The sequence below is a fragment of the Amycolatopsis sp. NPDC043887 genome, assembly GCF_056435665.1.
The window spans coordinates 214,334-235,295 of record NZ_JBWKEB010000013.1 but is presented as its reverse complement, the minus strand read 5'-3'; the positions used below and the strand labels follow the sequence as shown (position 1 = coordinate 235,295).

The 20,962-nt window shown below is 69.2% G+C and carries 16 protein-coding genes; 6 read left to right on the top strand and 10 right to left on the bottom strand.

Going from position 1 to position 20,962, the window contains the following annotated elements; all coding sequences use genetic code 11:
- The first annotated feature begins 8 nt into the window (after positions 1-8).
- Positions 9-971: a GlxA family transcriptional regulator gene (locus tag AC069H_RS31315; protein ID WP_478227255.1), complete on the top strand. Its 963-nt coding sequence runs from the start codon at positions 9-11 to the stop codon at positions 969-971.
- Here the strand turns inward: AC069H_RS31315 and AC069H_RS31310 are convergent.
- A complete protein-coding gene (locus tag AC069H_RS31310) occupies positions 968-1,363 on the bottom strand; it encodes a cupin domain-containing protein (RefSeq protein WP_478227254.1) in 396 nt (131 codons plus the stop codon). The genes AC069H_RS31315 and AC069H_RS31310 overlap by 4 nt on opposite strands.
- 52 nt (positions 1,364-1,415) lie before the next feature.
- Here AC069H_RS31310 and AC069H_RS31305 point away from each other — a divergent pair, with 52 nt between their 5' ends.
- Positions 1,416-2,381: a helix-turn-helix domain-containing protein gene (locus AC069H_RS31305; protein ID WP_478227253.1), complete on the top strand. Its 966-nt coding sequence runs from the start codon at positions 1,416-1,418 to the stop codon at positions 2,379-2,381.
- Positions 2,382-2,604: 223 nt separating this feature from the next.
- On the opposite strand, the gene trpD is transcribed toward AC069H_RS31305, so the two are convergent.
- From trpD to AC069H_RS31290, 3 genes are all read right to left on the bottom strand, one after another.
- Positions 2,605-3,636, bottom strand: coding sequence for an anthranilate phosphoribosyltransferase (gene trpD, locus AC069H_RS31300; RefSeq protein ID WP_478234712.1), 1,032 nt, complete (start codon positions 3,634-3,636; stop codon positions 2,605-2,607).
- A 4-nt stretch (positions 3,637-3,640) separates the two neighbouring features.
- The gene (locus AC069H_RS31295) at positions 3,641-4,051 is read right to left on the bottom strand and encodes a hypothetical protein (RefSeq protein WP_016336048.1); all 411 of its coding nucleotides are present in this window, start codon (positions 4,049-4,051) and stop codon (positions 3,641-3,643) included.
- A 61-nt stretch (positions 4,052-4,112) separates the two neighbouring features.
- Positions 4,113-4,529, bottom strand: a complete 417-nt coding sequence (locus tag AC069H_RS31290; RefSeq protein ID WP_478234711.1) for a hypothetical protein — start codon at positions 4,527-4,529, stop codon at positions 4,113-4,115.
- Positions 4,530-4,624: 95 nt separating this feature from the next.
- Between AC069H_RS31290 and ctaE the strand changes: the two genes are divergently transcribed.
- The 4 genes from ctaE to qcrB are packed head-to-tail and all read left to right on the top strand — an operon-like array spanning position 4,625 to position 8,916.
- A complete protein-coding gene (ctaE, locus tag AC069H_RS31285) occupies positions 4,625-5,248 on the top strand; it encodes an aa3-type cytochrome oxidase subunit III (RefSeq protein ID WP_478227250.1) in 624 nt (207 codons plus the stop codon).
- A 55-nt stretch (positions 5,249-5,303) separates the two neighbouring features.
- Positions 5,304-6,122: a cytochrome bc1 complex diheme cytochrome c subunit gene (qcrC, locus tag AC069H_RS31280; protein WP_192741101.1), complete on the top strand. Its 819-nt coding sequence runs from the start codon at positions 5,304-5,306 to the stop codon at positions 6,120-6,122.
- Entirely contained in the window at positions 6,119-7,252 is a 1,134-nt protein-coding gene (gene qcrA / locus AC069H_RS31275) for a cytochrome bc1 complex Rieske iron-sulfur subunit (RefSeq protein ID WP_340687497.1), read from the top strand. The genes qcrC and qcrA overlap by 4 nt, the downstream gene beginning before the upstream one ends.
- Positions 7,249-8,916, top strand: a complete 1,668-nt coding sequence (gene qcrB, locus AC069H_RS31270; RefSeq protein WP_478234710.1) for a cytochrome bc1 complex cytochrome b subunit — start codon at positions 7,249-7,251, stop codon at positions 8,914-8,916. Before qcrA ends, qcrB begins: the two co-directional genes overlap by 4 nt.
- Before the next feature lie 77 nt (positions 8,917-8,993).
- Here the strand turns inward: qcrB and AC069H_RS31265 are convergent, their stop codons facing one another.
- The 6 genes from AC069H_RS31265 to AC069H_RS31240 form a co-directional block, all read right to left on the bottom strand.
- The gene (locus AC069H_RS31265; RefSeq protein ID WP_478227249.1) at positions 8,994-9,386 is read right to left on the bottom strand and encodes a hypothetical protein; all 393 of its coding nucleotides are present in this window, start codon (positions 9,384-9,386) and stop codon (positions 8,994-8,996) included.
- Positions 9,383-13,279 (bottom strand): nucleic acid/nucleotide deaminase domain-containing protein, encoded by a 3,897-nt coding sequence (locus AC069H_RS31260; RefSeq protein ID WP_478234709.1) that lies wholly within the window; start codon positions 13,277-13,279, stop codon positions 9,383-9,385. The genes AC069H_RS31265 and AC069H_RS31260 overlap by 4 nt, the downstream gene beginning before the upstream one ends.
- Positions 13,280-13,360: 81 nt before the next feature.
- A complete protein-coding gene (locus tag AC069H_RS31255; RefSeq protein WP_478234708.1) occupies positions 13,361-15,469 on the bottom strand; it encodes an AbfB domain-containing protein in 2,109 nt (702 codons plus the stop codon).
- Between the two features lie 80 nt (positions 15,470-15,549).
- The gene (locus tag AC069H_RS31250; RefSeq protein ID WP_478234707.1) at positions 15,550-17,634 is read right to left on the bottom strand and encodes an AbfB domain-containing protein; all 2,085 of its coding nucleotides are present in this window, start codon (positions 17,632-17,634) and stop codon (positions 15,550-15,552) included.
- 36 nt (positions 17,635-17,670) lie between these two features.
- Positions 17,671-18,750, bottom strand: coding sequence for a hypothetical protein (locus tag AC069H_RS31245; protein WP_478234706.1), 1,080 nt, complete (start codon positions 18,748-18,750; stop codon positions 17,671-17,673).
- 54 nt (positions 18,751-18,804) lie between these two features.
- Positions 18,805-20,844, bottom strand: a complete 2,040-nt coding sequence (locus AC069H_RS31240; RefSeq protein ID WP_478234705.1) for an AbfB domain-containing protein — start codon at positions 20,842-20,844, stop codon at positions 18,805-18,807.
- Positions 20,845-20,962 lie beyond the last annotated feature (118 nt).

Below are 20,962 nucleotides of genomic sequence, written 5' to 3'. Positions count from 1 at the left end.
CTGCCTCGATGGATGTGAAGAAGGTCGCGGTCGTGCTCGCCGACCAGGTGTCGCCGTTCGAACTCGGCGTCGCGTGCGAGGTCTTCGGCACCGATCGCAGCGCCGACGGCATCGAAGGCTGGGATTTCGCGGTGTGCTCGCCCGGCGGCGCGAACGTCCTGAGCTGGTCCGGCTTCGGGCTCGATGGCCTGGAGAGCCTGGACTTCGCGGCGTCGGCGGACCTGCTGATCGTCCCGACCTGCGCGCCGCGCAGCGCGAGCCCGCCGGAGCCGGTGCTCGAAGTCCTGCGTGACGCGGCGAGCCGGGGTGCCTGGGTCGCGGGCTTCTGCGCGGGTGTCTTCTCGCTCGGGTACGCGGGGCTGCTCGACGGGCGCAACTGCACCGTGCACTGGGTGTACGAGCAGGAGTTCCGGTCGCGCTTCCCGACGGCGAAGGTCGATCCGAAGGCGTTGTACGTCGACGACGGCGGCGTCCTCACCAGCGCGGGAACCGTCGCCGCCGTCGACCTCTGCCTGCATCTGGTGCGCGAACTGCGCGGCGTCGCCGCGGCCACCACGCTGGCCAGGCGGATGGTCGCGGCGCCGCACCGGGCCGGCGGGCAGGCGCAGTTCGTGCAGGCGCCGGTGCCCGAGACCGCCGCGCCGGACGACACCGTGCTCGCCGAAGCGCTCGAATGGATCGAGCGGCGCTTGGACCGGCCGTTCACCGTCGCGGAACTCGCCCGGCGCAGTGGATTGGGGGAGCGCACGTTCCTGCGCCGGTTCTCGGCGGCCACCGGGACGACGCCGCACCGGTGGCTCACCGAACGCCGCCTCGACCGCGCACAGTCCCTGCTCGAAGAAGGCCGTCTGTCCATTGAGGACATAGCGGTCGCCTGTGGATACGCCTCCGCCGCGGCGCTGCGGCATCAGTTCGGCAAGCTTCGCGGGACCAGCCCGAGTGCTTATCGCAGGACGTTTTCCGCCGGCTAGAAGGAGATTTCCTGCCCCACGGTGACGTGGACATGGTCGGGGACCTCGTCGTGCCGGTCGCCGACGGACAGCGTCCCGGTCGGCTCGAACAGCATCAGCGACGCACCGTCCACTGAGGACGGTTTGTGGAAAGTGCCGCGCGGGACGACGAACACGGAGCCGCGGGGGAGCGTGACGACCCGTTCGCCGCCCTCCTCGCGCAACGCGATGTCCACGGTGCCGTCGAGGACGAGGAAGAACTCGTCGGTGTTCTCGTGGACGTGCCAGACGTGCTCGCCCGCGACCTTGGCGAGGCGGACGTCGTAGTCGTTGACGTGGGCGACGATGCGCGGACTCCAGATCTCGTCGAAGCCGGCCAGCGCGGTGCCCAGATCGATCGGTTGCTTGCTCATGTCCCGATCCTCGTCACTGGACCGCCGGAGGAGTGAGTGCTAGGAATCGCATATGTCGCATGATTCCTCGCACGAGGTCGCCGTCCTGGTCGACGAAGGGTCCAATCCCTTCGAAATGGGCGTCGCGACCGAGCTGTTCGGCCTTCGGCGGCCGGAACTGGGCAGGCCCTGGTACGGCTTCACCCTGTGCGCCGCCGAGCCGTCCGTGCGCATGCACCTGGGCATGTTCACGCTCACCGGGGTCGCCGGGCTCGACGCCGTCGAGACCGCGGACACGGTGATCGTGCCCAACCGGCCCGATCCGGAGAGCCCGGCCAGGGAGCCGGTACTGAGCGCCATCCGCGCCGCGGCCGGGCGGGGTGCCCGGCTGGTGAGCTTCTGCACCGGCGCCTTCACCCTCGCGCAGGCGGGCGTCCTGGACGGGCGCCGCGCGACGACCCACTGGAAGTGGGCGGGACTCTTCCGCGAGCTGTATCCCGAAGTACTGCTGGAGCCGGACGTCCTCTTCGTCGACGACGGCGACGTCCTGACCGCGGCGGGCAGCGCGGCCGCGCTCGATCTGGGGCTGCACCTGATCAGCCGGGACCACGGCGCCGAGATCGCCAACGCGGTGAGCAGACGGCTGGTGTTCGCCGGACACCGCGACGGCGGCCAACGGCAGTTCGTCGAGCGTCCACTGCCGCCGGTGCCGGACACCTCGCTGGCGCCGGTGCTCGCCTGGGCGCGTGAACGGCTGGACCGCCCGCTCACCGTCGCCGACCTCGCCTCGCGAGCGGCGGCCAGCCAGGCGACGCTGCACCGGCGGTTCCGCGCCGAACTGGGGACGACGCCGCTCGCGTGGCTCACCACGGAACGGATCGCGCTGGCGTGCCGGCTGATCGAGCGCGGGGAGCAACGGCTGGACAGGGTGGCGCGGGCTTCGGGGTTCGGTACCGCCGCGAACCTGCGTACGCAGCTTCGGCGGGCTACGGGACTGACGCCTACGGCTTACCGGGCGCGGTTCAGCACCGCTTCGTAGCCGCTCGCCCGTGCAATGAAAGGTCCCTTCCTAGCAAAATTTGCTAGGAAGGGACCTTTCATTGCACGTCGTGAGTGGTACGCGCGAAGGAATTCTTCGTTGACCACGGGCTCCTGGAGCAAGAGAGCGCCGATGCTATGAAAGGTCCTTTCCTTGCAAAATTTGCAAGGAAAGGACCTTTCATAGCATCGCCAGGAGAGCGGACACTTGCGAGACCCAGGGGTCAGGCGAAGGCGATCCACCGGTTCAGCAGGTCGGCCGCCGCACCCGAGTCGATGGCCGAGGCCGCCCGCGCGAGCCCGGCGGCCAGGTCGTCTTCCAGCGATCCCGAGAACCCGGTGAAAGCCGCCAGCGCGGCCGCCGAGTTGAGCAGTACCGCGTCCCGTACCGGCCCGGTCTTCCCGGCCATCACCTGACGGAACACCTCGGCGTTGTGCGCCGCGTCGCCGCCACGCAGGTCCTCCGCGGTCACCCGGGGGATGTCCAGCGACGCGGGATCGAAGCTGCGCTCGGTGATCTCGCCGCCGGAGACCACCCACACCGAACTCGTGGTCGTGGTCGTGATCTCGTCCAGCCCGTCGTCGCCGCGCACGAGCAGCACGGTCATGCCGCGCCGCGCGAACACCTCGGCCAGCACGCGGGTCTTGTCCTCGTAGGCGCAGCCGATCAGCGAACTGCGCGGCTGCGCCGGGTTGGTCAGCGGGCCGAGCAGGTTGAACGTCGTCGGCACGCCGAGTTCGCCGCGGGTCGGGCCGGCGTGACGCAGGGCGGGGTGGAACTTCGGCGCGAAGCAGAAGCCGATGCCCAGTTCGTTCACGCTGCGCTGGACCGTCTCGGGCGGCAGGTCGATGGTGACGCCCAGCTCCTCCAGCACGTCGGCCGCGCCGGACTTCGACGACGCGCTCCGGTTGCCGTGCTTGGCCACCGGGGCACCTGCCGCGGCCGTCACCACCGTGGCCATGGTGGAGATGTTGACCGAATTGGACCGGTCGCCGCCGGTGCCGACGATGTCCACCGACGGCCTGTCGATCGTCACCCGCCTGGCGTGCGCCAGCATGGCGTCGGCCATGCCGGAGATCTCCGCCGGTGTCTCACCCTTCGCGCGCAGCGCGACGGCGAACCCGGCGATCTGGGAGGGTGTCGCCGCCCCGCTCATGATCTGGTCCATCGCCCACGCGGTGTCCTCCTCGGACAGGTCCGCGCGCGCGATGAGCTGGTTGAGCAGGGACGGCCAGGTCTTGGCGGCCGAGCTCATCGGCTCAGCCGTGCACGGCCGGCACCCGCCGGGCGCGCAGCACGTCGGCGACGGTTTCGGCGGCGGTCAGCGGGTCGAGCGGGTGGACCAGCACCGCGTCGGCCTGCGACCAGGTCGCGAGCCAGCGGTCGTCCTTGCGCCGGACCGAGACCACGATCGGCGGGCAGTCCTCGATCTCGTTCTTCAGCTGACGGGTCAGCCCGATGCCCCCGGTCGGCTGCGCCTCGCCGTCGAGGATGGCCAGGTCCACGTTGCCCGCGTCCATCTCGACGAGGACCTCGGAGATGCCGGACGCCTCGGTGTAGTCCACCCGGCCGAGGTCGGCGGCGGGCCTGCGGCCGACGGCGTTGATGATCGCCTCGCGCACCTCCGCCTTGTGGCTGAACACCAGGATCCGCATCGCCTGCTCGCCCATGAGCGCGCCTCCGCCTCGTCTAGTCATGTCGACCCCGCGATGTTATCCGCCATGACCGACATCACGTGGACGCACCCGACGGCTGGAGCGCGTCCCAGCCCAGCGAGTCGCCGCCGAGCCGCTGCGCGAGGCCCGCCATCCGTGACCGTTCCTGCGCGCAGTGCAGCGCGTCGAGGGACTGGACCCGCACCGCGTGCGCCAGGGCGAAATCGCCGTCGGGACCCTGTTCTCGCAGCTCCCAGCCGTCCTGGGCGAGGATCGAGGCCGCCTCTTCCACCTTTTCGGGCGGCAGTTTCAAGTGATGGCGCAGGATCGCGGGCGCTTCGGCGACCCAAGCGGGTGATCTCGCCAACGCCGAAGAATCCGCCTCGGCGGGATCGAAGGCCTCCACGACGATCTCCACGCCGGGCGTGTCGACCGTCAGGCCTGGGAGCTTCGGCTTCTTGACCAGGTCACGAAGCCGATCTAGTAAACCCATGAGTAGCCCTGTTCCCACTTTCGTTCAGATGTGACCCGACACGCACGCGACTTGCCGTGGACCCACCCGGCGGGCCCCGTGCGTGAGAGGACATAATGCGACGCGTGACAACGGCAGCTCCCACCATCAGCCAGCGGGTCCACTCGCTGAACCGGCCGAACATGGTCAGTGTCGGCACCATCGTGTGGCTGTCCAGCGAACTGATGTTCTTCGCCGGACTGTTCGCCATGTTCTTCACCGTGAAGGCGCAGAACGCGTCCGGCCAATGGCCGCCGCCGCTGCACGGTGAGCCCTTCCACCTGAACATCGCGCTGGCGATCCCGTTCACCGTGATCCTCGTGGCGTCGTCGTTCACCTGCCAGTTCGGCGTGTTCGCCGCCGAAAAGGGTGACGTGTTCGGCCTCCGCCGCTGGTACATCATCACGTTGATCATGGGCACGATCTTCGTGGGTGGCCAGGCTTACGAGTACCTGAACCTGATCCACGAGGGGCTGACCATCCCGTCCGGCGCGTACGGCACGGTCTTCTACCTCGCGACCGGGTTCCACGGCCTGCACGTCATCGGCGGGCTCATCGCGTTCGTGTACTTGCTCATCCGCACCAAGCTGAGCAAGTTCACCCCGGCTCAGGCCACCTCGGCGATCGTCGTGTCGTACTACTGGCACTTCGTCGACATCGTGTGGGTGGGCCTGTTCGCGGTGATCTACATCCTTCCGTGAACGAAGCCGCCACCACGACCTATCGGCCTGAACTGACAGCAAGGGTTGCCGCAAGATGACCTCCAGCAAGAACAACACGGAGCGCCGCTTCCGCAAGCGGTCGAAGGCTCGCAGGCGGTTCGCCGGCGCGCTGGCGCTCGGGATCGCGCTGCTGAGCGTGGGCGGGTTGTACGCCGTTTTCGCCCCGGAGCCGCAGACCGCGCAGGCGCAGGGCGAGTCCGCCCTCCTGCGTGAGGGCGAGAAGCTCTACAACAACACGTGTATCGAATGTCACGGGCCGAAGCTCGAAGGTGTCACCGACCGTGGCCCGAGCCTCATCGGCATCGGCGACGCGGCCGTGTACTTCCAGACCTCCACCGGCCGCATGCCCGCGGTGCGGCAGGAAGCCCAGGCGCAGCGGAAGCCGCCGAAGCTGACCGAGGCCGAGATCAACGCGCTGGGTGCCTACATCCAGGCCAACGGCGGTGGCGCACAGCGTCCCGCCGAGAAGGGTGACGCGCTGCGCGGCGAGGACGTCGCGCGCGGCAGCGAGCTCTTCCGTCTCAACTGCGCCTCCTGCCATGGCTTCACCGGCCGCGGCGGCGCGCTGTCCTCGGGCAAGTTCGCCCCGAACCTGGACCCGGCCACGGAAGAGCAGATCTACACCGCGATGCTCACCGGGCCGCAGAACATGCCCAAGTTCTCCGACCGGCAGCTGTCGCCGGAGGAGAAGAAGGACATCATCGCGTTCGTGAAGTCCGTGAGCAACGGGAACAACTCACCCGGCGGTAACTCGCTCGGCGGTCTTGGCCCGGCCTCGGAGGGCGCGATCGCGTGGATCGTCGGGATCGCCGCGCTGATCGGCGTGACGTTGTGGATTGGATCGAAGGCATGAGCGCCGAAGGGCCGAAGCCGCCGACAGAGGCGGAGTTGGCGGACATGGATCGCGACCAGCTGGTCAAGCTGGGTACCGCGCTCGACGGGGTCGAGATCGTCGAATACCCGACGCCCTGGCCGGTCGAGGGGACGAAGGCGGAGAAGCGCGCCGAGCGCGCCGTCGCCCTTTGGTTCGTGCTGGCCGCGCTGTCCGGCCTCGCGTTCGTGGTCCTCATCGCGTGGCCGCACTGGTTCGAGTACAAGGAGCCGGGCACGCACGGCTACACCCAGTACACGCTGTACACGCCGCTGCTCGGGATCACCCTCGGGCTGGCCGTGCTCAGCCTCGGTATCGGTGTGATCCTCTACACCAAGAAGTTCATCCCGGCCGAGGTCTCGGTCCAGGAGCGCGGGGACGGCGGTTCCAAGGAGGTCGACAAGGCCACCATCATCGCCCAGCTCGCCGACTCGGGCAGCCGCAGCACCATCGCGCGCCGTTCGATGATCAAACGGTCCGCGGGCGCCGGTGCCGGGGTGCTCGGCCTCGCCGTCGCGGCGCTGCCGGTCGCTTCCTTCATCAAGGACCCGTGGAAGGACACCGAGAACCGCGACTCGCTGTGGCACTCGGGCTGGAAGAAGAACTTCCCGGAAGAGAAGGTCTACCTGCGCCGCAACACCGGTCGTCCGCACGAGATCTCCCTGGTCAAGGCCGAGGACCTCGACGCGGGCGCGATGGAGACGGTGTTCCCGTACCGCGAGTCCGAGAAGGACGACGAGCACGCGCTGTCGGCCGCCTTCAAACGCGTCGACAACCCGGTCATGCTGATCCGTCTCCGCCCGACCGACGCCGCCAAGGTCGTCAAGCGTCAGGGCCAGGAGGACTACAACTTCGGCGACTACTACGCGTACACGAAGATCTGCAGCCACGTGGGCTGCCCGACCTCCCTGTACGAGCAGCGGACCAACCGCATCCTCTGCCCCTGTCACCAGTCCCAGTTCGACGCGCTCCACTACGCCAAGCCGATTTTCGGGCCGGCGACCCGGCCCTTGGCCCAGCTTCCGATTACAGTGGACTCTGAGGGCTACCTGATCGCGCGCGGAGACTTCAACGAGGCCGTCGGACCGGCCTTTTGGGAGCGTAAGTCATGAGTTCACTCACCACCCCGACGAAGGGGACAAACCCGGTCGAGAAGGCCGCGGGCGCTGGTGCGAAGTGGGCCGACGACCGGTATCACCTGGCCAAGGGCATGCGGCACCAGCTCAACAAGGTGTTCCCGACGCACTGGTCGTTCCTGCTCGGCGAGATCGCGCTCTACAGCTTCATCATCCTGTTGCTGTCGGGTGTCTATCTCACGCTGTTCTTCGACCCCTCCATGGAGGAGGTCGTCTACAACGGCAGCTACACCGGCCTGCAGGGCGTCGAGATGTCGCGGGCCTTCGCGACCACGCTGGACATCTCGTTCGACGTCCGCGGCGGTCTGTTCGTCCGCCAGCTGCACCACTGGGCCGCGCTGATCTTCGTGGCCTCGATGATGGTGCACATGTTCCGGATCTTCTTCACCGGCGCTTTCCGGCGCCCGCGTGAGGCGAACTGGGTCATCGGCGCGCTGCTGCTGGTCCTGGGCATGTTCGAGGGCTTCTTCGGCTACTCGCTCCCGGACGACCTGCTCTCCGGTACCGGTATCCGCGCGACCCTCTCTGGCATCGTGCTCTCCGTGCCGGTCATGGGCACGTGGATCCACTGGGCGCTGTTCGGCGGGGAGTTCCCCGGCAACGAGATCATCCCGCGCCTGTACACGATCCACATCCTGCTGCTGCCGGGCATCATGCTCGGCCTGGTGGCCGCGCACCTCGCGCTCGTCTGGTACCAGAAGCACACGCAGTTCCCGGGCGTGCGCCGCAAGGAGACCAACGTCGTCGGCGTCCGCATCATGCCGGTCTTCGCGCTCAAGGGCGGTGCGTTCTTCGCGCTGGTCACCGGCATCATCGCGCTGATGTCGGGCCTCTTCCAGATCAACCCGATCTGGAACATCGGCCCGTACAACGCGGCGCAGGTCTCGGCGGGTTCGCAGCCGGACTGGTACATGGCCTGGGCCGACGGCATGCTGCGGATCTGGCCCGCGTGGGAGCTCTACCTCGGGAACTACACGGTCCCGGCCGTGTTCTTCCCCGGCGCGGTCGGGATGCCGCTGCTGATCGGGTTGCTGGTGATGTACCCCTGGATCGAGCGAAAGCTGTCCAAGGACACCGCGCACCACAACCTGCTGCAGCGTCCGCGCGACGTCCCGGTGCGGACCTCGCTGGGCATCATGGCCCTGACGTTCTTCGCGGTCATCATGCTCTCGGGCTTCAACGACATCATCGCGTTCGCCTTCGACATCTCGCTGAACGCGACGACGTGGGCGGGCCGGATCGGTGTCCTGCTGCTGCCGCCGATCGCGTACTACATCACCTACCGGATCTGCCTCGGTCTCCAGCGGGCCGACCGCGAGGTGCTGGAGCACGGTGTCGAGACCGGCATCATCAAGCGCCTGCCGCACGGTGAGTTCATCGAGATCCACCAGCCGCTCGGCCCGGTGGACGACCACGGCCACCCGATCCCGCTCGAGTACCAGGGCGCGTCGGTGCCGAAGAAGATGAACAAGCTCGGCTCGGCCGGACACGCCGTCGCCGGTTCGACCTGGTCCCCGGACCCGGTCGAGGAGACGATCGCGCTGGAGCGCGCCCGGTCCAACGGGCACGGCAACGGCAAGGTCGACGACATCGGTGGCGAGCCATCCGCGGAGCGCAAGGAGATCACCTCCGGGCGCTAGCCTCGGTCACACGAAAAGGCCCCCGCTCCCCGGCACTGCCGGGGAGCGGGGGCCTTTTCCGTTCCGTCACGCGACCGTCAGCCGAGGACGTGCAGCTCCAGCGGTCGCATACTGTCCTCGCTCGGCACCACGGTGAGGCCCGCGGCGGTGAGGACCGCGGTGAGCGCCGCCCTCACCGCCGCGTGTGCCGCGTTCAGTTGCCGCACCCTTGGGTGCTCGGTCTCCCCGGCCGTCAGGTGCCGGTAGACCTCCTCCTGCCAGGCGACGTTCATCAGCCAGTTCACGTAGACGCCGCCGGCTCCTTCGAAGAGGTCCACGTCGATCGCCGCGCCGCCCTCGTCGCTGAGGCCGGACAGGTCCGGTTCGGCGATCACCCGGAAGCCCGCCTCCCGCAGCACGGCCGCGGTCCGGCCGCCCAATGCGAGCAGCCGTTCCTGTTCGGCGGGGGAGACCCGTCGCGGCGACGTCATCCGGCACTCACGAGCACGCGTTCCTCCTTGGTCTCGGCGATCAGCGCGCCGGGGAAGTTGATGCCACGGTTCTTGTACGCCTTTCGCATGTAGCCCTGCAACATCTGCTTGTACGCCGAATTGAGCAGTTTGTCGTCGGTCCAGGCCACCGAGAAGGAAACCTTGAGATCGTCCCCCATTTCGGGCAACCAATCCCGGTCACAGTTCGGGCACGGCTCTCGTTCGGAGTACAGGGCCTTGATGTCCTTCGGGTTCTTCCCTTTGGCCCGCACCTTCTGGACGATGTCCCGCTCGGAGTGCCGGTCGTCGCCGTCGCTGTAACCGATCACGTAGTTCGGGTACTTGCCGTCGGGGTTGGTCCAGCCTTCCAGATAGGCGACCGCGATGTTGTGCCCGAGCCCGAAGCCGGACCCGACCCGCGCGTCCATCGCGATGGACGACATCCCGCCGCTGTCGTAGTCGACGAGTCCGCAGGTGAAGTCCGGCAAGTCCGCGGTTCTCGCCGCGGCCACCGGGACTTCGGAGAGCCGCTTGCACCATTTGCGGATGGTCTTGAAGACCGGCGTGACCTTCTCCACGACCTTGCGGAAGAGCGCGGATTTGCTCACGAACTTCTTGATGTTCTCGACGATCTTCACGACCGCCGAAGCCACCTTCGGCAGCTTCAGGAACACCGCGACCACCGACGCGACGTTGAGCACTGTCCAGATGCAGGCCTCGATGTTGCCGTCGCCGAAGCACCGTTCCGCGTCGCGCCAGCCGATGACCTCCAGCAGCACTTCGGCGCCGATCTCGACGAGGAATTCGAGGACCCCGCCGCCGTTCTGGGCCTTGTCCCTAGCCTGCCGGTATTCGTCCAGGAGCAGACGCCCGAAGTCGGACGTCGAAAGCATCGCGGCCTCTTCCGGCGTCAGGTCCGGGAGCTGCCCGGACGCCTCGGCCGCCTTGCGCCTTTCCTCCTCCTCTTCCTGACGTTGCCGTTCTTCGGCGCGGTCCGCGGCCTGCTGGGCCTCGGTCGCGCTCTGCCTGGCCCTCTCGGCCGCGGCGGCGGCGTTACGGGCGTGTTCTTCCGCGCGGTCGGCGGCGTCCCTGGCCTCGGCCGCCGACCTTTCGGCGTTCGTCGCCGCTTCCCTGGCCAGCCGCGCGTCGTTCTCGGCCCGGCTCGCGGCGTCACGGGCGGCCTGGGCCTGCCGCTCGGCGGCGGCCGCGCTCCGGCCCGCGATGGCCGCGTCGGCGTTCGCCTCGTTGGCGGCGGCCCTGGCGGTCTGCGCGTCGGCCCTGGCGGCCGCGTCGGACGCGTTGGCGCGCTCACCCGCCGCTCGGGCGAGTGCGCCTTCGCTCGCCGCGCGTGCCGCCGCTTCCTGTGCCTCGGCGGCGGAATTCGCCGCCGCCGCGGCCGACGACGCCGCGCGTGCGGCGGCCTCGAAGGCCGGTTTCACCGTGTCCGCCGCTTGCCTGGCGGCCTCCGCGGCGCGCTCGGCGGCCAACTGGGCCTCGTGGGCCCGGTCCCGGGCCGCCCTCGCCTGCTCGTCGCCGACGGCCCTGGCCTGGGCCGCGACCAGCATGACGAAGTCCGCGTCGATGTCCGTGCCCGCGTAGGGCGCGACGACGCGGATCGCGGTGTTCGCCGGATCGGTGATGGCCGCCGACGAAGAGCTCGCCGCCGTGGACGCCCGAAGTGCGACGGAGGCCTGCGTGGCCGCCGAAACCGACTCGTTGAAGGCCGCGTCGGCCTCGGCGCGGGTCCGTTCCGCCGCCATCAGGGACCGCATCGCCTCCTGGGAGGCCTGTTCGGCCAGCTGGACGGCCGAACGCGCGGCCTCGGCCGCCTTGGTCTCCTCCGCGGTCGCTTCGCTGGCTTTGACGTTGGCCTGGGTCGCGTGCTGGTGGGTTTCCGCCGCCGACGACTCGGCCTGACCCGCCGCCCTGTTCGCGGCCGAGGCGGCTGCCTTGGCCTCCTGTGCGGCCGCGCGCGCCCGGGCCGCGGCCCGGGTCGACTCGGTCGCCGCCTCCCGGGCGACCACGGCCGCCCCGGTCGCCAGGTTGGCCGCGTTCCGTGCCGCGGTGGCGGCCGACGCGGCCTGGCCCGCCTCCGCACGGGCCGCGTCGGCCGCTCTGCGCGCGTCGCCCTCGGCCGTCGTCCCGCGGGCCGCCGCCTCGGCCGCCGTGAGCGCGTCCGCCTTGGCCTGGGCCGTCTGCTTCCGCTGCTCGGCAGCGTAGGCGTTGTCACGGGCCGTCCGCGCGTTGCCTTCCTCGGTGACCGCCCGCTGTTCGGCGTCACTCGCGAGCCGCTCCTGGTGCTGCGCCCGCTGGTTGGCGTCCTCCGCGATCCCGGCCTGGCGCTGGGCCTCGCCGCGTTGCCGCCGCGCTTCCGCCGCGGCCTGGTCGGCGCGCTGCCGTGCGTTGGCCGCGTTGACGCGTTCCGCCTCGGCGACCTGCCGGGCGCTCTTCGCCCGGTCTCGCTGACGCTGCGCCTCCTCCCGGTGCCCTCGGGTGCGATCCGCGGCGGCCCTGGCCGCCTCGGCCGCGGCTTCCGCCTGTTCGCGAGCGGACTTGGCGCGGACGGCGGCGTCCTTGGCCGCCGCGGCCTGCGCGGCGGCGGCATCGGCGACCGCCTTGGCTGCCTGCGCGTGCTGTTCGGCGTGCAGGCCCCACTGACGTGCCTGTTCCGCGTGCCGCTCCGCGCGCTCCTGGGCGTTGCGGGCCTGATCGGTCGCCTCGGTGGCGTCGATCGCGTGCTGCGCGGTCTCCGAAGCGTGCACGGCGCCCTGGGCGGCCGCGGCCATTCCCCGGGTCATGTCGCCCCACTGCGTGCCGTAGGGCAGGCCGGCGGCGATGAGTTCGGCCGCCTGGACGCCCGCCCGCTCGGCGGCACTGACGGCGTCGGTCGCCGCGGTCCGGGCGTTGGCCACCTGACGCGCGGCTTCGGCCTTGACGAGGGTGAACGAATCCGCCGGGTGGTTCCCCGCCGCGTCGTTGGCGTCGAGGATCTGCTTGGCCTTACGGGCTTCGTTGCCCGCCAGCACCATCGCGTTGGCCACCCGCTGCAGCGCCCGCAGCGCGTCTCCGTGTGCCACCACCAGCTGTCCGCGTGCGGTCATCGCCCTGGCGGACCGCCGGGCGAGATCGCTCAGCTGGTCGGCCGCGCGTTCGGCGGCTTCCTGGTCGCGGATCTGCTTCTCGCGATCTTCGGCGTCGCGTTTCGCGGCCGCCAGATAACCGGTGGCGAGGAATTCGGCGATCGCCGCGTCACCGGCGTCGAGCGCGGCCTGCGCCGCGGTCTTCACGTGGTGCCCGGCGACGCCGAGCAGGGCGGTGACCCGCGCGCGCAGCTGGTCGGCCCTGGCCTGCGTCCCGGCGGCCATCTGCGCGTCCCGTTCCTCCGCGATCTCCTTGCCATAGGCGAGGAACTGCTCGCGATCGGTGTCGGTGCCCGCCAGCACCCGCTGGACCTCGGCCCGGAAGATCGGGCCGCCGGTGCCCGTCATCGCCTGGATCGTGGCCCGGTTCTGTCTCGCCGTCTCGGTCACGCGTGCCGCGGCGCGGGCTCTGGCCGCGTCGAGACCGCGTTCGAGGAATTCCTCCAGCGCGGCGGCGGTGCCCGCGGCCAACGCGGCCGCGGCCGCCTCGCGGACTTCCGGCTCCTCCGCCAGTTCCGCGTGGTCGGCGACGATCTGACGGACGAAGGGTTCGCCCGCGAGCGGGGGGACACCCGCTTGCCCGTCCCAGTTGCGGTACGGGTCCTCCGGCATCGGCCGCGCGGGTGACGTCGGCGGCGGGGTGACCGGCGGTGGATCGTCGGCCGAGGCGGAACCGGGCTGGATCAGCCCGGCGAAAACGGTCAAAACCAAGAAGAGAACGAGCGCTCTCAGCGCGTGTTTCGTTCTGGACATCAGAAAACCCCCGGAAAATTCGATTCCTGGAAAGGGCGGGAGAAAAGGCGGCCTCGCCGATTCCCGGCGAGGCCACCGGCGTCACCTGCGGTACGCCCATGCTCCTTGCTGCGCGGTGTGGTCGATGTTCCCGAACTGGAACATGCTCCGGCGCTTGCCCGGTTCACCCGGGACGTCCATCTCGTCGGAGATCGGATAGCCGAGCCAGCTTCGTTCCCAGCCCATCTTTTCGTAGAGATCGCGGATGGCGCCGTAGATCAGCCGCGAATCGGTGTTGGGACTCCAATAGATGGAGCGGCCGCTTTCGAGATGGGTCGCCCGGCCGATCCCGTCCGGGAGGAAGAGATTGTCGACGACTGGCAGGTTGGCCGGGAGCTTGTGCCCGCCCATGGACCAGTACTTGGTCAGGATCGGGTACAGGATGTTCTTCGGCCCCTGCGTCGGGTTCCAGAAAGCCGCGCCGTTCTGGAACTTCCGCAGCCGTACTCCGTTTTCGATGTACTCCGGCGTGGTCGCCGGCCCGAAGTACTCACGCCACCAGTCCTCGTTGAGCAGGCGGAGGTCGATCTTCGTGGAGATGTTCGGGTTCGGGTCGACGGTCTTCCACGACGCGTCGGTCGCGAAATTGCCCGTGGTGTCGAAGTTGTTCTCGTTGCTCTGGCCGTGCGCGGCCCACAGCTCGCCCCAGAACTGCCGCAGGTACCGGCCGGGGTGCGCCTTCGACTGCAGGCTCACGTTGCCGGCACTGTTGTCCAGGCCCGGCCGCGCGCACCAGGTCGCGTTGAGTTTGAACCCGTCGGTGCCGTCGTTGCCCGCGAGCTGGACCCGCAGGTTCGCCCCGACCCGCAGGTAACTGCCGACCCGGGTGGCCGATTCGAGCGAGAAGCAGTTCGGGTCCGCCAGCCCGGTGACGACCTTCCAGCTGGCCTCGCCGAGCGGAGCGGTGACGGTGTTCGCCGGCTGCGTCCCCGGGGTCGCCCACGCGTCACCTCCACCGCTGCGCACGTGCCAGCCGCGGGTGTTCACGGTGACCCCCTGGAAGCCCTGGTCCAGCGGAACGTACTGGCCCTTGGCGAGGAAGTCCTTGACCTGGTCCCAGGTCCCGGTCGCCGCGACCGAAGCCGCCGCGGCCGAGAGCCGAGGACGCAGCCTGCTCGCGTCGGCCTTCGCCTTGATGTCCCGCACCTTCTGACGGTCGGCTTCCTCGCGCTCGCGCAGGATCCGGGCGTCGTCGCGGGCGCGGGCCTCGCCGATGCCGGTGGTGATGAACCGCGCCCAATCGGCCGCTCCGGCGATCAAGGCGGCGTTCGCCGCGTTCTTGATCTCGCGGTGCGCGGGATCGGCCAGCTCCGGGGTCTTCAGCAGTTCGCGGATGAAGTCGTCGTCGGTCATCACGAGCCAGCTCGCGACGGCGACGACCGGGATCTTGTGGCAGGCGTCCTTCTTGGCCGCGACGGCCTCGGCGCGGCGGCCTTCTTCCTCGCCCTTCTGTTTCTCCCGCTCGATGTAGTCGAGCTGGTCCTGGTGATGCAGCTCCCGGATCTTGTTCTCGATGAAGTCCTTCCAGACCGCCGCGTCGCCACCGAAGGCATCGAGGGCGCCGAGCTTGAGCTTGGTGCCGGCCGGGGCCCGTTGGTAGACCTTGTAGACGAAGTTCTGGTCGTTGTCGTTGAGGATGACGTCGTCGTAAGGGAGTTCGGCGTCGATCAGCACCTCCCGCCGGATGCGGACGGTCTCGTTCCACGCGTCCTGGCGGCGCTGCCGTTCGATCCGGTCCCGCGCGGCGAAGTCGAAGACCCCGGTGCGGATGAACGCCGTCGCGTCCGGCGCCGTGGGCGTCTGCACCATGATCCGGTAGACGCGGTACGACTCCTCCCTGGTGAGCGGGAAGTCGGTGCCGTTGATCCGGTCGTAGACCTTGAAGACGAAGTTCATGTCGGTGGCGTTGCGCCATTCGGCCGTCGCGTCGCCGACCTCGATTTCGTGGACCGCCCTGACCTTTTCCAGTTCGGTCGCGGCGGGGAGTTCGGCCGCCGCCGCGTCCGGGCTCTCCAGCGGTGCCTCGGGTGCGGGCGGTGGCGGTGCGGCGCTCGCGCCGGCCGGGGCGATCAGTCCGGTCAGCGCGGTGGCGACGGTCAGGATCGCGAGGGTTCGGGTAAGTCTTCCGGTGTTCCCCAGTGTTCTTCGCATTTCGGAATACCTTCGTCGAGGTGAAAGAAGACCGGCCGGGGATCGGGATCGCCCGATCCCCGGCCGGATTCGGGCTGGACTCAGCCGATGGGGACGACGACGCGGCGAAGCACCTTCATTTCGCCGTCGGCCGCGTTCCAGGTGATGTACCAGCCGTTCTGGAAATCACTGCGGCGCCCGCCCGGGATGTCGTACTCGTCGCTGGTCGGGAAACCGAGCTGACCGGTCTCCGCGCCGAGCGAGTCCCATTTGCCGCGGATGGCGCCCATCACGAGCTTGGCCCCGGTCGCCGGGGTCCAGTAGATCGCGACGCCTTGCTGCAGCGAGATCTTCGCCGAACCGTTCCCGGTCACCTGATGGGTCAGCGGCAGCAGCCATTTGTGCCCGCCCATCGCCAGGTACCGCGCGTGGACCTCGCCGGTGACGAACCTGGACCCGGTGTCGGGACCCCAGTAGACGCGGCCGTTCTGGAAGTCCCGGTAGCGGACGCCGGCGTCGTGGACCTCGGCGGCCTTCGGGTTCCCGGCCAGGGCGCGCAGCTGGTCGTCGTTGTACCAGCCGAGCATCAGCGGGGTCGAGACCTCGGGGTTGGGGGCGACGACCTTCCAGCCCGAGTCCTCGTTGAACAGCCGGTCGGTGTCGAACCAGTTGCCGCCGCCGAGCTGGGCGACCCACAGCTGCGCGTCGATGTGCCGCAGGACCCGGCCCGGCTGCGCCTTCGACTCCAGCGCGATGCCCCAGCCGGTGCGCTTCGGGCACCAGGTCGCGTCCCGTTTGAACGCGTCCGTGCCGTCGTTGCCGTGCAGTTTGACCCGGAAGTCCTGCTGCCGCAGGTAGTTCCCGGTGCGATCGACGGATTCGAAGGAGTAGCAGAGCGGGTCGGCGAGCCCGTTCGCGACCTTCCACGTCGCGTACGGCAGCGGTTTGGTGCCGTCGGTGCCCGCCTGCCCGGGCGTGATCCAGGCGTCGCCACCGCCGCCGTGCACGTACCAGCCCCGCACCCCGGGCGTCACGGTCTGGAGGGACTGGTTCAGCACCTGGTACTGGCCCTCGCGCAGGAACGCGACGACGTCGGCGCGCGAACCGGTGAGCGCGGTGTCGGCGGCCGCGACCAGCCGGGGCCGGACACCGCCGTTCTCCGCCCTGGTCTTGATCTCGCGGACGACGCGGCGGTTCGCCTCGTCCTCCTCGCGCTCACGGCGTGCCTTGCCGCGGTCGGCCGCCTCCTTGAGGCCGGTGTTGACGAACGTCCGCCACACGGCCGGGTCGATGCTGCGCGAAGCGAGATCGGCGGCGTCCTTGATCTCGACGTTCGCCGGGATCGCGAGTTCGGGCAGGCGCAGCAGCTCACGGATGAAGACGTCGTCGGGGGCCTGCAGCCAGACGGTCTGGAAGGTGGCGGGGACGGCGGCCACCGCCGAACGTCGCTTGAGTTCCCGCTCGACCCGCTGGGCCTCTTCCTCACCCTGCTGACGCGCCTTTTCGATGGCCGCGAGGTCGTCCTGCTCGGCGAGTTCGAGGACGGTGACCTCGATGAAGGTCTTCCACGCGGCGGCGTCACCCTGGTACGCGGTGGCGGCGCCCGCCTTGACCTTGCTGCCGGTGGCGGCCCGGCTGAAGACCTGGAACACGAAGTTGCGGTCGGTCAGGTCGAGCATCGCCGGGTCCGGGGCGATGTGCGCGTTCTCCATCGCCTTCATCCGCGTGGTGACGCGATGCTGCTTTTCGGCGTCGCGCAGCACCTGTTCGTCCTGGTCGCGCTGGACGAATTCGTGGACGCCGGTGCGGATGAACACCGAGGCGTCGGGCACGGTGAGCCCGTAGACCCGGGAGGCCTCGGCCTTGGTGCGGGGGAACGTGTCGATGCTGATCTTGTCGTAGATCCGGAAGACGAAGTTCTTGTCGGACAGCCGGAGCCAGTCGTCGGTCGGTTCCCCGACCTGGATGGCGTTGACGGCGTCGACCTTCTCCCGTTGCGTGGCGGCGGGAATGACCGTAGAGCCGACATCGGGTTCGGCCGTCGGGATCGCCGGCGGCACGGCCTGCCCCGGCGGTGGTTCGACCGCGTGGGCGGGAGAGCCCAGCAGTCCGGAAAAAGCGGCGGCGACGGCGGCCACCGCCAGGCCACGGCTCAACCGTGACGTGGACATAGTCGTTCTTCGCATACCCCAGTCACCTTTTCTCGAGTGAGACGGTCGTGATCAGCTCGGGTTCTTGATCCGCTGTTCGCCTTCGAGTGCCTGCCGCAGCAGCGATTCCCAGTACGCGGCCTGGTCGACGGCCATCGAGCGGTTGTTCTCCCAATCGGCCTCGGTCGTCTTCGCCGGGTCGATGATCGCGTTCCAGTTCGGGTTCTGCGCCTGCTGGGCCGCGAGCAGGATGGCGCGCCACGTTTCGGCCTGCTGCCGCGAGAAATCGCGCGCCTCCTCCCATTTGGACTGTGCGGGCGAGGCCTGCGTGCCGACGGTCCGCCAGGCCACCGCGGCCTTGTCCCTTGCTTCCTTGCCGGCTTCGCCCTCGGTCTCCCTGGCGGCCTTCTCCGCGGCTTCCGCGTCGGTGATCAGCCTTGCGATGGTGTGCAGCCACTGCTGGTTCTGGTCGAGCACCCGCTCACGGAACGACTCGATGTCCAGCCGTGCCGCGTGCGCCCAGCCCCAGGCGAAGAAGTCGGTCAGATCGTCGTCGGTCGACCCCGTCCGCACGGCGTAGGAGGCGGCGAACCGCACCTGCGCCCCGGGGTCGTTCTGCGCCAGCATCCGGATGTAGCGGCGATCCTCTTCGACCAGCGCCCGTTTCTGCTCACCGAGGTCGGCGCGGAACTTCAGGTCGCGGGCCTTGGCGGCCTCGTAGCCGCCGCCGTGGCAGAACTCTTCCCGTTTCGACGGCGTCTGGGTCAGGTAGTACGAGGCAGCTTTGTGGACCTCCGGCGAATACTGCCTGGTATGCGTTTCCAGCAGCCTGTTCAGGAAATCGATGTTGCGTTTGTCGAGGTTCTGCGCCCTTTCCTTCGCGAAGACGAGCCCGCCATCGGGAAGCCGCAGGAACTCGATGGCCGCCGCGTCCGGATCCTCGCTCAGCAGCGCCACCCACGCGTCGGTCTTCACCGTCGCGTACACGCCGTATTTCGCGTGGTACAGCACTTCCCTCCGGGCGACCTCACCCGGCGTCGAGGCCGCGACCGAGACGACGCCCGGCACGGCCCCGACCGCCACCGGGACGGAGACCGTCCCGGTGAACAGGACGGCCGCGCACAAGGCACAGGACAGCATTCGTTGATACACGGAAGCCCCCAATAACTTCGGTGCAGAATGGATATTCGGTTGTGTGCGGAATGGTCAGCGGCGATAGGCGAGCGTTTGCCCGGTCGCCGGATAGTGGACGATCCAGCCGCCCTGGAAGTCGCTGCGCCTGCCGTTGTCGATGGCGTACTCGTCACTGGTCGGGTAGCCGAGATAGCCCGTCCCGCCGCCTTCGGCGATCCACTTGTCCTGGATGGCGCCGTAGACGAGTTTCGGTTCGATCGACCTGTCGCCCCGGTAGAGGCTCGCCCCGTTCCGGAACTTCACGCGTTGCGCGCCGTCGGGGAGGGTCTCCTGGTCGGCCTCCGGGAACGAGAACTGGAGACTGCCGAAGGCGACGTACCTCGCGACGAACGGCGAGCCCATCCACCTCGTGGCCGCACCGAGCCGATCGTGGTAGTACATCCGGCCCTTTTCGAAGTCGCGGTACCGGAACCCGTTGCCGTCATAGCCTTCGAACACCTCGGGGGCGACGGGAGCGCCCACCGCCGAGGCGGCCGCGGCGTCGTTGTACCACCGGAGCATGAGGACCGTGGTGACCTCGGGATCCGGTTCCCGTGCCGTCCACGCGGTGTCGTCCATGAAGGACGGGCCGCCGTCGAAGGCGTTGGGCCCGGTCCGTGCCGCCACCCAGAGCTTGTTCTGGAAATGGCGGAGGAACCGGCCCGGCTGGGCCTTCGATTCCAGCGCGACGTGAGCCGAGACGGGTTTCGGGCACCAGGTCGCGTCGAGTTTGAACTGGTCCGTGCCGTCATGACCCTGCACCTTCACCGCGAGGTTCTGCTGCCGGAGGTAGGTGCCCACCTGACGGGTGGATTCCAGCGAGTAGCAGCCCGCGTCGGCCAGTCCGGTCACCACCCGCCAGTTCGCCGTGGGGAACGGCCTGGTCCCCGTCGGCCGGTTCGGGTTGTCCCCGGTGCTGATGGTCCCGTCGCCGACGACGTTGCCGGTCACGTAGAAGCCACGCCGCCCTTGGCCGGTGGCCATGAGCGACTGTGCCAGCGGCAGGAACTGCCCGTCCCGCAGGAACGCGGTGACTTCGGCGGGGGTGCCCCGCAGTGCCGCGTCGGCGGCTTGGACCAGCCGCGGCCGCAGCCGGGAGGTCTCGGCCTTCGCCCTGATGTCCCGTACCTTCTGGCGATCGGCCTCGTCGCGCGCGGCCTGTTCACGGGCGTTGTCCCGTTTGACCGCGTCGTGGACGCCGCGGTCGATGTACGCCCGCCACACGAGCCTGTCGCTGCTCTGCAGCGCGGCCAGCGCCGCGGCCCTGACCTCCGCGTGGACCGGATCGGCGAGCTGGACGGTCTTGAGCAGCTCGCGGATGAAGTCGTCGTCGGTGACGCCGAGCCACGCCGGGTTCAGCGTGATCGGGACGGCGTTGACCGCGTTGGTCCGCGCGAAGTCGGACTCCAGCTTCTTCGCGGCTTCTTCGTCCCGCTCGCGTTCGCGGGCGATGGCGTCGAGCTGATCCTGTGTGTGCAGGTCGTAGACCGCGGTGGTGATGAACGTCTTCCAGCCGGCTTCGTCCCCGCCCCAGGCTTCGAGCGCGCCGTTCTTCACCTTCGGACCGGCGGCGCGCTTCCAGACCTGATAGACGAAGTTCTGGTCGGTACCGTCGAGCATCGCGGCGTCCGCGGTGATCCCGACCCAGCGCGCCGCGTCCTCCCTGGCCTTCCTGGCCAGCGCGAGCGCGCGGTCACGCCTGATCTTCTCGTCGTGGTCGCGTTCGACGAATTCGTGGATCCCGGTGCGGATGAACGCCGACGCGTCGGCGACTTCTAGTTTGTAGACGCGGTACGCCTCGGTCCTGGTCAGCGGGTACTGCGCCGGGTCGGCCCGGTCGTACACGCGGAACACGAACGCCTTGTCGTCCAGTGAGGTCCAGTCGGCGGTGATCTCCTCACCGATGGCCGTGACGGCCCTGGCCTTTTCGAGAAGGCCGGCGGGCGGGACCTCCGACGCGGTGGCGCCGGTCGCACCTTCGGCGGCCGTCGGTGACACGATCGCGAGGTTTGCGGACAGGAAAACGGCAGCGGCCATCGCCGCGATCCCCAACGGGATCGATCTTCGATACATTTTCGGTTATCCCCAGTTTCCGAGATTCCCCCAGTGAAATCCCGGTCGAGGTTCACCTAACCGCTGATGTCCGATTCGCGCAAGATCCGCTTGGACGAGTCAGGAAATCACTCTTGTG